Raw genomic sequence first — 12,978 nt, forward strand, 5'->3', positions numbered from 1 at the left:
ATGCGCGCCGCACCGAGGCACGCGCCTCGCCTCCTGAGCGCGACGCTCAGTTCCGCCACATCGCTGAACAACGTGCGGAGTTCGTTGCAGCAGGCGCGCCGATCATCAGTGTGGATGCCAAAAAAAACTAGGCTGGCAAAGTTGGCTGGCATGCCTGCTGTTCGAGTTCGGCGAGGTAGGCGCCTGGGTTGCGGCGGAACCGGGTGCGCAGGGTACGTGCCTGGCGTCGCGGCTCGAGTTGGCGGCGGAGGTCACGCCATCGCTCTCGGCTGACCTGGCCAAGGGTGCGCGATGTGGGTGGATGCAGCCGTGTCGCGGTTGCCGCGATCAACCGGACCTCGCCGCGCAGCACGGCGGCAGGCGAGGCGCCTCTGCGTCCCGTTGCGCGGCGTTCGTGGGTGCGCTGGGATGCGAACAGCTGCTCGAGGGCGTTGTTGGTGCGCGGCACGTCCGCGACGGCGTAGCAGTGGAACAGTCCGGGCCGGTAGCTGCGGGCGACCTTGCGGAAGTGGTCCACGGCCTGCGCCAGGCGGCCGGCACGCGCATGGTGGCGAGCCATGGCGGCCAGCAGGCCATCCCAGCGCCGCCGGACCTTGGCGGCGTCCTCTTCCTGGTGGTTGCCCAGGATGTGGGCGGCCTGATGCACCCAGGCATAGACGCACTCGATGTCGGGCCAGAGGGCGGCGGTGCCTTCCAGGCCCTGGCCGATCAGTCGGCGCAGCCGCGCGAGCGGCGGCGCTCCGCCCCCTTTTCCGCCACGCGGTCCAGGCTGTCAGCCACGGCTTGCAGGCGGCTCCTGAGCTTCAGGCCTGAGGCGGCCAGCGGCGCCTGACCGTCATCGGTGATGGCGCTGCGGACCGCGGCGCAGTAACCCCGCGCCACCTCGGCCGCGGGCTCCTCAGAGCCTTCCACCGAGCGCTCGATGCGCCGCACGCCGCGGACCCGCTTCTTGAGCTCCTTCTTGGCGTTCCGGTCGGCCTCGAACACCGGGTGGGCCGCCTCGCGGAGGAAGTGGAAGTGGCAGAGCTGGTGCGGCACTCCAGGCAGCGCCTCGGCCACCGCGCGGCGGATCGAGGTCTGCCCGTCACTGATCACGCCCAGGATCGGCACACCCACGGCGGCCGCGACCTCCTCGAGGAGCGGCACGAGGTCCTCCGACCGGCTCGACAGCAGGCTGCGCGCGAGCAGCACCTCGCCGGAAAGGCAGTCGCGCAGCACCCAGAGCACCTCATGCCCGACATCCGGCTGCAGCCCATCGAGGGCCAGGATGACGCCACCCTGAGCCTTCAGCACCCGCCGCAGGCGCCGAGTGCCGGTCAGGGCGCTGGCCAGGAGTTCGTCGTAGCGGTCGAGCAGGTTGGTCACGCTGCGCTCCGCGATCTCCACCCCGCGCCCCTGCAGGGCAGCGTGGATCTCGGGGACGCTGCGGTGGTCGCGGTGCCGCAGCACACCGACCAGGGCGATCACATCCAGGCCGAACTCGTGCTGCGGCAGGGCGATCGCTCCCTCTGCCTCAGGCCGATAGGGGAGGTGAAAGCGAGAGCAACCTGGCGCCTCGCAGCGTCGGATCCGCAGGCGCAGCCGCACCGACCCGGACAGCGTTACCAGGCTGCGGCGGTTCTCGTAGCGCAATCGCATATGGCCGCCGCAACCGAGGCAGCTTTGCCGGGCAGGAACCAACACCCGCTCTCGCTCCGGTCGTGCCCGCGCCGATAACCTGGCCATCCCGCGCCTCCAGAGCTCGTCCAAGGACCGCTCTGACAACGCTCCACGCCAGCCAGCTTTGCCAGCCTAGAAAAAAGGAGATGGTCGGTAACTTCAGGAATGCCGGCCGGGCGTGGTGCCAGAAGGCCGAGGCCGTGCTGGTGCATGACTGGCCGCAGGATGCGGTGGGTCAAGCGATCCCGTATGGCATTTACGAGCTGACGACAAACCGCGGTCATGTCTGCATCGGCGACTGCTTCGACACGCCGCGCTTTGCCGTCGAGGCGATCAGCGACTGGTGGGAGGCCGAAGGGCGGCGACGCTTCCCCAAGACCGAGCGCCTTCTTGTTCTTGCTGATGCGGGTGGGTCAAACAGCTGCCGCTCCCGCGTGTGGAAGGCGCAGTTGCAGGAGCAGCTCTGCGACACCTGCGGTCTCGAGGTCACAGTATGCCATTACCCCAGCGGCTGCTCGAAGTGGAACCCGGTCGAGCACCGGCTCTTCAGCCACATCAGCCTCAACTGGGCCGGTGTGCCGCTGCGCAGCTTCGAGACCATCCGACGCTACATCGCCGGCACCACGACAGTGACGGGGCTCCAAGTCACCACCAGCCTCAAGCGCGGCGGCAACGAGACGGGAGAGAGGGTGTCGGAGCATGACATGCGCCGGCTTCGTCTCTCTCTACACACAGTTTGCCCCACTTGGAACTACACCCTCTCACCACGTCCCGCCTGAGATGCTGCATGGCAGGTAGTTCTCTGCCGTGCCCTAGGGCATCCGGTGGGCGACGCCCTGCTGCGGCAGGTGGCCGACCGACTGCGGCAATGCGTGCGCGGCTCGGACATGGTGGCGCGTTTCGGCGGTGACGAGTTCGCCATTGTCCAGACCTCTATCCGCTCCAACGAGGATGCCGACGAGCTCGCGCGCCGCATCGTGGAGGTGCTGTCCGAGCCCTCCGAGCTGGATGGACAGCAGGCTGCCATCGGCACCAGTATCGGCGTGGCCTTCGTGCCAGGCGATGGCGGCAACCCCGACGATCTGCTGAAGGCCGCCGACATGGCCCTGTACCGCGCCAAAGAGGATGGCCGCGGCGTTCACCGCTTCTTCGAACCCGGCATGGATGAGAGCCTGCGCGCGCGGCAGGTGATCAAGCTGGCGCTGCGCGAAGCGCTGGCCAGGGACGAGTTCGAGCTGCACTACCAGCCGCTGATCGATCTCAGCACTGGCGAAATCAGCTGCTTCGAGGCTCTGCTGCGTTGGCGCCACCCCGATCGCGGCATGATCTCCCCGGCCGACTTCATCCCAGTCGCTGAGGAAACCGGGCTCATCATCCAGATCGGGGAATGGGCGCTGCGGGAAGCCTGCCGGCAGGCGGCGACCTGGCCGTGCCACATCAGCGTCGCAGTCAACCTCTCGCCCGTGCAATTCCGGAGCAGGGTCCTCGTGGAAACCGTGCGGGCGGTGCTTGCAGCCACTGAGCTGCAGCCCGGCCGGTTGCAGCTGGAGACCACGGAGTCCGTGCTCCTGCAGGACGACAATGGCAACCTGGCCATGCTTCAGGAGCTGCGGCGCCTGGGCATCCGGATTGCGATGGACGACTTCGGGACCGGCTATTCCTCGCTCGGCTATCTGCGCAGCTTCCCCTTCGACAAAATCAAGCTGGACCGCTCCTTCGTGAGCGATCTTCCAGGCGGGGCCGAGGCCCAGGCGATTGTGCGTGCGGTCGCGGGCCTCGGCGCCGGGCTGTGCATAACGACCACGGCCGAAGGCATCGAGACGGCCCATCAGCTCGCGGCCTTGCGCCAGGATGGCTACAACGAGGGACAGGGCTTCCTGTTCAGCAGACCTGTCCCGGCCGCGGAAGCCCTGCGGCTGGCCCGGACCGCGGAGCCGATGGAGCGGTTAGGCCACATTCAGGAGGCCGCCCGGACCTCGTCTTCACCAACATGATGATGCCGGTGCCGGGCGGTGGGAAGATGCTCGCGGCCATGGCCGCCGACCCGGACCTGCGCCAGATCCCCGTCATCATCCTGAGCTCCCTGCCTGAGGCGGCGGTCTGGGCATCAGCGAATGGCGCTGCCGCCATCTTGCGCAAGCCCGACACTGCCGAGGGGGTTCTGGGCGCAATCGCCGGGTGCCTGGAGAGGCGAAATAGAGCAAGTCCAGGGCTGACAAGTGCTTCAGACGCAACCAACCCACACCCGCCCCGGGTCCAACCCACCGCCCTGAATGGCTACATTGTTCCGTCGCGCATCGGAAAGCAGCCAGTCCGCTTGCGGACAGCGACAGGACGCTGCCGCGCGGCTCAACCCGCGCGGCGTCCCGAACTACAGCGTGCGCAGCGCGGCGCAGACCTGCTCCACCTGCGCCTCGGTCATCTCGGGAAAGACCGGCAGGCTCATCACCTCCGTCGCCGCGCGGGAAGTCTCGGCGCAGGCGGCCGGGCCCGTGGCGATGCGGCCGCGATAGGCCGCCTGCTCATGCACGGGCACGGGGTAGTGGATCGCGGTCGCCACGCCCTGCACCCGCAGCCGCTCCATCACCGCCTCTCGCCCCGGCACGCGCAGCACATACTGGTGGAACACATGCTCCACGCCCGGCGCGCGGTAGGGCGGCGCGACGGGCCCGTCCGCCAGCGCGGCGTCATAGGCGGCGGCCACCGCCCGGCGGCGCGCATTGCCGGCGTCCAGAAGCGGCAGGCGCACGCGCAGGATGGCGGCCTGCATTTCGTCGAGCCGCGAATTCACCCCGGGCACATCCGAGATATAGCGCTGGTGCCAGCCATATTGCCGGATTGCGCCCATGCGCGTCGCGAGCTGCGCATCCGGCGTCGCGGTGATGCCGGCATCGCCCAGCGCGCCGAGATTCTTCGTCGGGTACAGGCTGAAGGCCGCCGCATCGCCGATCGTGCCGAGCATCCGCCCATGCAGCCGCCCACCATGGGCCTGGGCCACATCTTCGATCACCGCGACGCCGGCCGCGCGGCAGGGGCCGAGGATGGCGTCCAGGTCGCAGGCATGGCCGTAGATATGCACCGGGATGACCGCGCGGATCGGCGGCAGGCCGGGCGGCGGGCTCTCCAGCACGGCCAGGAACTCTGCCATGTCCATGCAGAAGGTCTTCGGGTCGATGTCGATCAGCACCGGGGTCGCGCCCACCATCTCGATCGCGGCGACCGTCGCGACGGCGGTGTGGGAAACAGTGGCGACGCTGCAGCCAGGACCGATGCCCAGACCGCGCAGAACCAGCGCGATGGCATCCGTGCCGTTGGCACAGCCGATGGCCTGCATGGACGGCCCGTTGCCGGCCGAGAGCCAGGCGCCGAACTCCTCCTCGAAGGCCTTGCCCTCCTGGCCCAGGATGTACCAGCCGCTGGCCAGCACACGGGCGACGGCGGCGTCGATGGCATCCTTATGCGCCCGGTAGGAGGCGCCAAGATCGGCCTGCGGAACCAGGCTGGTCGGTGCATTCATGGGGAGGGTCGGTCCTCAGCTCTCGTCGGCGAGATAGGCGCGAAGATGGGGGCGGAACCAGTCTACCGTGCGGCGCAGCCCCTCGGCCAAGCACACCCGGGGCGCCCAGCCGGTGAGCACCCGGAAGGCGCGGTCGTCGGCATGATAGGAGCCGATGTCGATAGCGGCGCGGTCGGCAGGGAAGGTCTTGAGCTCGTAGCGTCCCTGTCCCGCGGCCGCGATCATGGCCTCGGCCAGGTCCTTCAGGCTGGTCGGCGGCGCGCCGCCGAGATTGAAGGCCTGTCCCGCGGCAGGGGCTGCCCCGTCGAGCGCGGCGGCGGCGGCGAGGAAGCCGGCCACCACGTCATCGACATAGGCAAAGTCCCGCAGTTGCTCCCCGCCCCAGACCTCGAAGGGCTGGCCTTCGAGGATCCGGCGCACCCAGATGCCGAGGAAGGTCTGCCGCGCATCCATCACCCGCATGCGGGGGCCATAGCAGTTGGTCAGCCGCAGGGCCGTCGCCGGGCGGCCGTGCACGCGGTGCTCCAGCAGCCAGTACTGCTCACCGGCGAATTTGGAAATGCCATTGGCGTCCGGCGGAACGATCGGGTGGGTCTCCGGCACGGGCAGGACCTGCGGCCGGCCGTAGAACTGGCGGGTCGAGGCATGCACCACCCGCGCTCGCGGCGCTCCGGCCCGCAGCGCCGCGATCAGCCGCAGCTGCGCCATCCCATTGATCGCGAGGTCGGTGAAGGGATCCGCCTGGCTGCCGGCATGGCTGGTCTGGCCGGCCATGTTGAACAGCGCGTCGATCCCCTCCACCAGAGGGGCGAGATCGGCATCGCGCAGATCAGCGGCAACTAGCCTTGCGCCGCTGCCATCCAGATTGGCGCGCCGCGCCCCGGTGCCGGGAAGCAGGGCATCCAGCGCCGTCACCTCGGCCCCGGCCTGGTCGAGCGCATGGCACAGCGCCGAGCCGAGGAAGCCCGCTCCCCCCGTGACCAGCACCCGCTTGCCGCGCCAGCTTCCGTCCATTCCCCACTCCGCATCCGAACGATCTGCCCGGCATGCCGCTCTCTTGCGGTCGCCGGCGGCGAGACAAGTACGGAAATGCGGCGCAGACCGGGCGCTTGTCCAGACCTAGTCGTCGCGGACCGCCGGATCATCCGGGGGATCCAATCCGGAGAGCCTGTTGCGTGTGATTTCGTAGAAGCCGAAGAGGAGCAGGATCTGTCCTGCCAGCACCTCCACCGCCGACAGCAGCCGCGCGCCGTCGTCGACCGGCCAGATATCGCCCTAGCCAACGGTGGGGATGGTCACGACGCTGAAATGCAGGGCATCGCGGAACCCCAGCCGGATCGGCCCATCCGGTCCCGCAAAGAGACTATGGCGTGAGAGCCCGTCCGCGATGCGGAACAGGCAGGCGAAGACGATGGTGATGAGAGAGAACAGGGCCGCATAGGCCGCAATCGGCACGACCAGCGCGACCGCGCGTCGGCTGAGCGCATCCATCAGCTGCGCCATGTCCACCAACAGCCGCACCAGCTCGCGCACCGCCCGGGCCGAAACAACGCCGATCAGCCCGGTTCCGGCCAGCAGCGCCATCCCCTGCCCCTTCGGCGGCAAGCGATTCACGGGAAGCGAGAGGCTGGCTGCACCGATCACGGCCATGACCAGGAAGTAGTGACCGATCCGCCGGAGATGGCGCTCATCCGGGACGTCGCCCCGCTCGACGATCCGGCGAAGCGGGGCGCGGCGGCGCATCACCGCGGTGAGGAAGGCGGCGACGGGCAGGAAGAAGGCGACGCCCACAGCTGGGCCCGGCGCGTCCGGGAAGGCGGAGCGGCCAAGGACGGTGAACAGCGCCGCATAGGTCGCGAAGCCGACCCCGGCGCCAAGGGCGAAGGCCAGGCCGCGCGGGCATAGGGCGAAAAGCACCCCGAAGCCCAGCGCCGCCGAGCCGAGCACCGCGAGAGAGAACCATGCCCCACCATCCCCCACCCCGGCCGCCACCAGCGCGCCCAGCCCCATCATGGCCAGGAAGGGGCGCAGCCAGGTCCGCCCGCCGGAGAAAGCTGCGGGCAAGGGGCCGAAGCGGCGCATGCTCAGGGGATCTGGGGGGCGCGGGCGATGCCGGTGATCTCCACCTTCCAGGCCGGGTTCACCAGCGGCGCCTGGATGGTCATGCGCGCGGGCTTGGCCGAGCGGTCCAGCCAGGCGTCCCAGGCGCGATTCATGGCCGGGGCATCCGCAATGTCGGCCAGGACGATCTGCACCTGGAGCAGGGCGCACTTGTCCGTGCCGGCCTCGCCCAAAAGCGCGTCGATCTGGCGAAGGATGTCGGCAGTCTGGCCCTCGGCATCCAGCGTGGCGTCATCGGCAACCTGGCCCGCGAGGAAGACGAACCCCCCGGACACCACTGCGCCACTCAGGCGCTCCTCCTCGGCCAGACGGCGGATATCCATGCGACTCTCTCCTTCAATGGGCGCGCAAGGTGGCATGGGATCGCCTCGGGGCAAGTCCGTTGACGCCGAAGCGGCCCACGGTCGGGCGGGATCGCCCGGATCCGCGGACCCGCTCGTCGGACGACAGGTTGGAGAGTTCGAAGTAAGCGGGGAATGCTTTAGCTGAGTGGCGGCTGACCTTCGCCGCTCTCCGGCCGGAAGCCGACGCGCATGCCATTGGCCGGGTTGCGGTCGAGCTGCGGCTGGAGACCGAAGGCCTGGCCGACCTGATGGGCCGCCGAAGCGATGTCGTCCTTCTCGCCCTCGCTACACAGGATCGTCACGGTCCCGCGCGTCTCCGCGGCCTGCCGCAGCTGGTCATGCCACTTTGATGTCATTGCTCGCTCATCCTTCCGCAGTACGGAATGGCAGCGCCGGGCAAGGAACGTGGTTGCGGCCGGGGGTCTTCTAGCCGGTGAGGTGCCGGTGCCGCACCAGCCGGGCCAGCACCCCGTCCACCGGCCCAGCCAGCACCGAGGCCATCCAGGCCGCTCCGGCCGCGAGCACCACAGCCGGGCCGGTTGGGACGTCGAGGTGGTAGGAGACGAGGAGGCCAGCGAGCGACGCAAGGATGGCGATCAGCACCGCCGCATAGGCCATGCCCCCCACCCCCCGTGCCCAATGTCGGGAGGCGACGGCCGGCAGCATCATCAGCCCCACCGCCATCATCGTGCCGAGCGCCTGGAAAGCGGCCAGCACGTTCAGCACCACAAGCGCCATGAAGAGCAGGTGCCAGGCGCCGCCCCGGGCGCCCTCCGCCGCGGCGAAGGAGGGATCGAAGCATTCCAGCACCAGCGGCCGCCAAGCGAGGGACAGCCCCAGTAGCGTAAGGGTGGCGACGCCCGCCATCATGAACAGCGCCGGATCATCCACCCCCAGCACGCTGCCGAAGAGGAGATGTGTCAGCTCCACCGAGCCCGCCGAGGCCGAGACCATGGTCACGCCCAACGCCAGGGCAACGAGATAGAGGGCGGCGAGGGCCGAATCCTCCCGCCCCCCTGTGGCGCGGGAGATCGCGCCCGCACCCAGCGTCACCACCAGCCCCGCCACCAGCCCACCGAGCGACATGGCCGTGACCGAGAGCCCGGCCAGGATGAACCCGGCCGCCACCCCCGGCAGGATGCCATGGGCGAGCACATCGGCCGTCAGGCTCATCCGCCGCAGCATGAGGAAGACGCCGAGCGGCGGCGCCGCGACCGAAAGGGCGAGGCAGCCGACGAGGGCGCGCCGCAGAAAGCCGAATTCGGCGAAGGGCGCGATCAGAAGGTCCTGGAGCAAGACCTCAGGCGGCGATGCCGCAGGGGCCGGCCTCGGCGTCCCAGGCTTCGGCCATCATCCGGGCGCGGAGGCGGTTCGCGGCGGTCAGCGCCTCCTCCGTCCCGCACCAGGCCACGGGATCGCGGGCGAGGAGGAGGGTCTCGGGGAATTCCCGCCGCACAAGGTCGATGTCGTGCAGCACGGCGACGACGGTGCGGCCCTGCCCATGCCATTCGCGCACCAGCCGCAGCAGGTCCGCAGCGGTGCGGGCGTCCACGGCGTTGAAGGGCTCGTCCAGCAGGATCACCGGCGCGTCCTGCACCAGCAGCCGGGCGAAGAGCAGGCGCTGGAACTGCCCGGCGGACAGGCTGCCGACCGGGCGGCGGCCGAAGCCGGCGAGGCCCACCGCCTCAAGCGCTGACTCTGCCTGGAAGCGGCTTGCCGGGGCAATGGCCCGGAAGGCGCCGCTGCGCGACCAGTGGCCGAGCATCGCCACATCGAGGCAGGCGATCGGGAAGCTGCGGTCCAGGGCGGACATCTGCGGCAGTAGGGCGATGTGCTGGGACGGCCGCTCGATCCGCCCGCCATCCAGCTTGTGAAGCCCGGCGATGGCCCGCAGCAGGGTGGTCTTGCCCGCCCCGTTCGGTCCAACGATGGCGGTCAGGCTGCCCGGCGCGAATTCGCCCGAAAGATGGTGCACCGCCGGATGGCGCTCATGCGACAGCGTGACATCGCGCAGCCGGATCGCGTCGCTCATGCGGAAATGGCCCAGAACACAGCACCCCAAAGCAGCGCCGAGATGAGCACGGCCCAGCCCAGGCGCGGCAGGGCGCCGGCCGAAAGGGCCAGGGGATCGTCGAGTTGGAAGGGGAGGCGGAGGGGCATGGCGTTACGACATAACATACGCCCTCCTCCGACCAGGTTCAACGCCCCTGCCCGTCAAGCCCTGGAGAAGCCGCTACCGCGTCGCCACTCTCCGGCTCACGATGGATATGACGCACCTCCCCGCCGATCCCCGCCTTCAGCCCGATGAGACGGTCTTGCGCGAGAGGCTGGGGCGGCAACGGGCCCTGGCCAACGGGCTCCTGGCCGGGATGGCCGGGATCACGATCGGCTCCTATGCCCTGCCGCTGGGGTATTGGACCGACCTGCTCCAGGCCTCGGCCAAGGCCGGGCTGGTCGGCGGACTGGCCGACTGGTTCGCAGTGACGGCCCTGTTCCGCCACCCCCTTGGCCTACCGATCCCCCATACCGCCATCATCCCGCAGCAGAAGGAACGGCTGGGGCAGGGGCTGGGCCGCTTCGTCGCGAACCATGTGATGACCGAAGCCGAGATCCGCCGCGTGGTCGGCCGGATCGACGCCCCTGCCCTGTTGCGGCGCTTCCTCTCGGACCCGGACCATGTTCGCCCCACGGCTGAAACCATCGCCGCCGCCCTGCCCCGCCTCCTCACGACGCTGGAGGATGGCCGTGCCCGCCGGCTGCTGCTGCGCCTCCTCCCGCGCATGGTCACCGGCCCAGCGGCCGCCCGGCTGGCGGCGCGGACCTTGCGGCTGCTTGTCAAGGGGGGACGCCATCAGGAGGTGTTCGGCCTTGCCCTCTCGCAGATCAAGGCGCTGGTCGCCGCCAAGGAGGAAAGCCTCAAGGCGGCCATTTCCCAGCGGGTGCGGGCCGAGGGCGGGGTCTTGGTTGGCTGGGTCGCCGGCGCCGCTGTGGCTCGCCGCGTCCTCTCCGCGCTCAATGCCGAGCTGGAGAATATGGAGCCCGGTGACAGTGACCTCCGCGCCGCCTTTGAGGCCTGGGTAGAGGCCGAGATCGATCGGCTGGAGAAGGACCCCGCCCGGGCCGAAGCAATCGGCACCGCCCTGCGGCAGGCACTGGCACATCCGGCGGTCGCCACCTGGCTGGGTGATGCCTGGACCCGCCTCCGCGCAGCGCTCGAGGCCGATGCGGCGCGGCCGGAGGGCCGGACCGTGACCCTCATCGCCGGCCTGCTCACCAATCTCGCGAACATGCTGGATCAGGACGAGGCGGCGCGGGCCCGGCTGAACCGGGGCGCCGAAACCGCGCTGCTGGCCGTGCTGCCGGCGGCGCAGGGACGGATTGCCGGCTTCATCGCCGAAGTGGTAGCCGGCTGGGACACGGCGACGGTGGTGGATAAGATCGAACTGCGTGTCGGCCGCGACCTGCAATATGTGCGGATCAACGGCACCGTGGTCGGTGCTCTGGCGGGCGGGGTGCTGTTCGCCCTGCTGCACGCGATCTTCGGGCGCGTGGCGTTCTGAATCGGCTCAGAGCAGCCCACGGGGTGGCGCGCTGCCTTCCAAACCGCTGCGGGCGGCGCGCAGCTCGTCGCGGATCTGCTCCAGCAGGATCTGGTCCTTCGTCGGGCCTACCACCTTTTCCGGCGCGGCGTAGAGGCGACCAACGAGGCGCACGACCCAGAAGACCGCGAAGGCGACAATGACGAATTTGATGACGGCGTTGATGAACTTGCCGACGGCCAGCACCGCCGCGCCCGATTGACGCGTCGCGTCGAGAGACGGCCCTCTTTCGCCGGACAGAACGACAAAGAGATTAGAGAAGTCGATCCCGCCGACCAGCAGGCCGATGACGGGATTGAGCAAATCCTCAACAAGGCTGGAAACGATGGTGGTGAAGGCTGCGCCGATCACCACGCCGACGGCAAGGTCAATGACGTTGCCGCGGGCGATGAAGGCCTTGAAGTCGCCGAGCCAGCCAGGAGTTTTGACAGGTATCAAGCGGCCTCCGGTTCCACCTTGCGGCGGCGTAGCCAAGCGATGTGTCGCCGCAATTCGTATATCCGGTCAGCATAGGAGTCGGGAAGCTTAAGCTTCGCGGCCTCCTGGTCCAGCGCATCCAGTTGCGCGATGGTCCGCACCGAGAGTCCCGTCTCGCTCTCTTCGTCCACCTTCCGCACCTTGTCATAGATCGCCCAGAGCTGGCGTTCGATTTGCCAGGTGTAGATAGCCGGCGCTATCCGCATCAGCGGCAGCAGCAGGGTCACCAGCGGGATCAGCAACACCCAGAGCCGCTCCACCGTCACCGCCACCCAGAAGGGCAGATAGGTTTGCAGGAAGGAGACGCCCTTCTCGTAGAACCGTGCCGCATCCTCCTGCAACGGAACCTCGTGGTTCAGGCCGGAGGGGAAGCGGCCCTCGGGCGAGAACAGCGTGCGGCCCTTATGCGTGTCGCGCAGGATCCGCATCATCAACGCAGCGATCTGCGGATTCAGGTCGTCGCGGGCAAGCACCGAAGTGGCGGGCGCCATCAGCGTCACGTCGCCACGGGGTAGGTCCTCGGCCAGGCTCAGGCCACCATTGGGCAGGCGCACGGGCGTGAGGTAGGGAAGATGGATGGCATAGGCATCCGCCCGGCTGCCGAAGTTCAGCAACTCGATGCCCTCGGTACGCATCAGCCGGTTGATCGCCGCCGCCGGACGCGCCGCGACGAAGACGGCTGCCTGTACCTGCCCGTTCACCAGCGCATCCGCTGCCTGCTCACCGACAAGGGGAACGGCCTGGATCGCGTCCGCGCCGAGCCCATTGGCCGCGAGCAGACCGAAGGCGAGGAGGCGCGTGCCACTTCCTTCGGGCCCGACCGCCACGGCTTGCCCGCGCAGGGCCTGCACCGGGCTGCCACCTTGCTGGCCCCTTCGGACGAAGACCCAGGCAGGCTCGAAGAAGACCTGGCCGAGGCTTACCAGCCGGTCCTTGCCGGTCGCTGAAGGAACGCCGCCCTGCACGAGCGCGAGGTCGACGCGCCCCTCGCGCAGCAGCCGCACGTTATCAGCGGAGCCCTGGGTCGGAACGCGCTCGACCTTGAATTTCTCCGCTTCCAGCCCCTTTGCATATTCGTCCACAGCAAGGTTGTAGGCGCTCTGGGGATCGGACATGACGGCGAAGCGCACGGTTTCCGGCGGAGCCGGTGAGACGAAACGCCAGGCGATTGCCAGGCCGACAATGGTCGCCAGGATAACCAGGCCCCAGGAACGGAAGAAGGCTTTAACGGCTTGCCACATGCGTGCTGCAACGGCGTTTT

At 69.1% G+C, this 12,978-nt stretch carries 15 protein-coding genes and 1 pseudogene; 5 read left to right on the forward strand and 11 right to left on the reverse strand.

Annotated elements, in window-relative coordinates; all coding sequences use genetic code 11:
* Nucleotides 1-131: ISAzo13-like element transposase-related protein (locus tag GSE44_RS17255; protein ID WP_408015119.1), on the forward strand; the 131-nt coding region annotated here is incomplete at its 5' end.
* On the opposite strand, the gene GSE44_RS17260 is transcribed toward GSE44_RS17255, so the two are convergent.
* Nucleotides 128-1,638 (reverse strand): ISNCY family transposase gene (locus GSE44_RS17260; RefSeq protein ID WP_159350078.1). Its coding sequence is split into 2 segments (ribosomal slippage): nt 128-753 and nt 753-1,638, totalling 1,512 coding nucleotides; the frame shifts between segments, so codons are not numbered across the junction. The genes GSE44_RS17255 and GSE44_RS17260 overlap by 4 nt on opposite strands.
* A gap of 167 nt (nt 1,639-1,805) precedes the next feature.
* Here GSE44_RS17260 and GSE44_RS17265 point away from each other — a divergent pair.
* The 3 genes and pseudogenes from GSE44_RS17265 to GSE44_RS17270 all read left to right on the forward strand — a co-directional run bounded on the left by GSE44_RS17265 (nt 1,806) and on the right by GSE44_RS17270 (nt 3,653).
* Nucleotides 1,806-2,438, forward strand: a complete 633-nt coding sequence (locus GSE44_RS17265; protein WP_159350079.1) for an ISAzo13 family transposase — start codon at nt 1,806-1,808, stop codon at nt 2,436-2,438.
* A 42-nt stretch (nt 2,439-2,480) separates the two neighbouring features.
* Nucleotides 2,481-2,786 (forward strand): annotated as a pseudogene (locus tag GSE44_RS26790) (diguanylate cyclase domain-containing protein); the annotation flags it as partial.
* 33 nt (nt 2,787-2,819) lie between these two features.
* Complete coding sequence (locus GSE44_RS17270) at nt 2,820-3,653, forward strand: putative bifunctional diguanylate cyclase/phosphodiesterase (RefSeq protein ID WP_268893663.1); 834 nt, start codon at nt 2,820-2,822, stop codon at nt 3,651-3,653.
* A gap of 377 nt (nt 3,654-4,030) precedes the next feature.
* Here the strand turns inward: GSE44_RS17270 and GSE44_RS17275 are convergent, their stop codons facing one another.
* The 8 genes from GSE44_RS17275 to GSE44_RS17310 form a co-directional block, all read right to left on the reverse strand.
* Nucleotides 4,031-5,176: a DegT/DnrJ/EryC1/StrS family aminotransferase gene (locus GSE44_RS17275; RefSeq protein ID WP_159350080.1), complete on the reverse strand. Its 1,146-nt coding sequence runs from the start codon at nt 5,174-5,176 to the stop codon at nt 4,031-4,033.
* A 15-nt stretch (nt 5,177-5,191) separates the two neighbouring features.
* A complete protein-coding gene (locus GSE44_RS17280) occupies nt 5,192-6,190 on the reverse strand; it encodes an NAD-dependent epimerase/dehydratase family protein (RefSeq protein WP_159350081.1) in 999 nt (332 codons plus the stop codon).
* Between the two features lie 261 nt (nt 6,191-6,451).
* On the reverse strand, nt 6,452-7,258 hold the full coding sequence (locus GSE44_RS17285; protein ID WP_159350082.1) for a hypothetical protein: 807 nt from the start codon (nt 7,256-7,258) through the stop codon (nt 6,452-6,454).
* Between the two features lie 2 nt (nt 7,259-7,260).
* The gene (locus tag GSE44_RS17290) at nt 7,261-7,620 is read right to left on the reverse strand and encodes a RidA family protein (protein WP_159350083.1); all 360 of its coding nucleotides are present in this window, start codon (nt 7,618-7,620) and stop codon (nt 7,261-7,263) included.
* Between the two features lie 158 nt (nt 7,621-7,778).
* The gene (locus tag GSE44_RS17295; protein ID WP_159350084.1) at nt 7,779-7,997 is read right to left on the reverse strand and encodes a hypothetical protein; all 219 of its coding nucleotides are present in this window, start codon (nt 7,995-7,997) and stop codon (nt 7,779-7,781) included.
* Between the two features lie 70 nt (nt 7,998-8,067).
* Complete coding sequence (locus tag GSE44_RS17300; RefSeq protein WP_201306119.1) at nt 8,068-8,937, reverse strand: metal ABC transporter permease; 870 nt, start codon at nt 8,935-8,937, stop codon at nt 8,068-8,070.
* Nucleotides 8,938-8,941: 4 nt separating this feature from the next.
* Nucleotides 8,942-9,673, reverse strand: a complete 732-nt coding sequence (locus tag GSE44_RS17305) for a metal ABC transporter ATP-binding protein (RefSeq protein WP_159350085.1) — start codon at nt 9,671-9,673, stop codon at nt 8,942-8,944.
* Nucleotides 9,670-9,819, reverse strand: a complete 150-nt coding sequence (locus tag GSE44_RS17310; RefSeq protein WP_159350086.1) for a hypothetical protein — start codon at nt 9,817-9,819, stop codon at nt 9,670-9,672. The genes GSE44_RS17305 and GSE44_RS17310 overlap by 4 nt, the downstream gene beginning before the upstream one ends.
* 89 nt (nt 9,820-9,908) lie before the next feature.
* On the opposite strand from GSE44_RS17310, the gene GSE44_RS17315 reads away from it, so the two are divergent.
* Nucleotides 9,909-11,201: a DUF445 domain-containing protein gene (locus GSE44_RS17315; protein WP_159350087.1), complete on the forward strand. Its 1,293-nt coding sequence runs from the start codon at nt 9,909-9,911 to the stop codon at nt 11,199-11,201.
* A gap of 6 nt (nt 11,202-11,207) precedes the next feature.
* On the opposite strand, the gene mscL is transcribed toward GSE44_RS17315, so the two are convergent.
* Together mscL and GSE44_RS17325 are read right to left on the reverse strand one after the other, a co-directional pair.
* Nucleotides 11,208-11,678 (reverse strand): large conductance mechanosensitive channel protein MscL, encoded by a 471-nt coding sequence (gene mscL, locus GSE44_RS17320; RefSeq protein WP_159350088.1) that lies wholly within the window; start codon nt 11,676-11,678, stop codon nt 11,208-11,210.
* On the reverse strand, nt 11,675-12,958 hold the full coding sequence (locus GSE44_RS17325) for a TAXI family TRAP transporter solute-binding subunit (RefSeq protein WP_159350089.1): 1,284 nt from the start codon (nt 12,956-12,958) through the stop codon (nt 11,675-11,677). Before GSE44_RS17325 ends, mscL begins: the two co-directional genes overlap by 4 nt.
* Nucleotides 12,959-12,978 lie beyond the last annotated feature (20 nt).

Source organism: Muricoccus harenae, assembly GCF_009848505.1.
In the GTDB taxonomy this organism is placed as follows: Bacteria; Pseudomonadota; Alphaproteobacteria; order Acetobacterales; family Acetobacteraceae; genus Roseomonas; species Roseomonas harenae.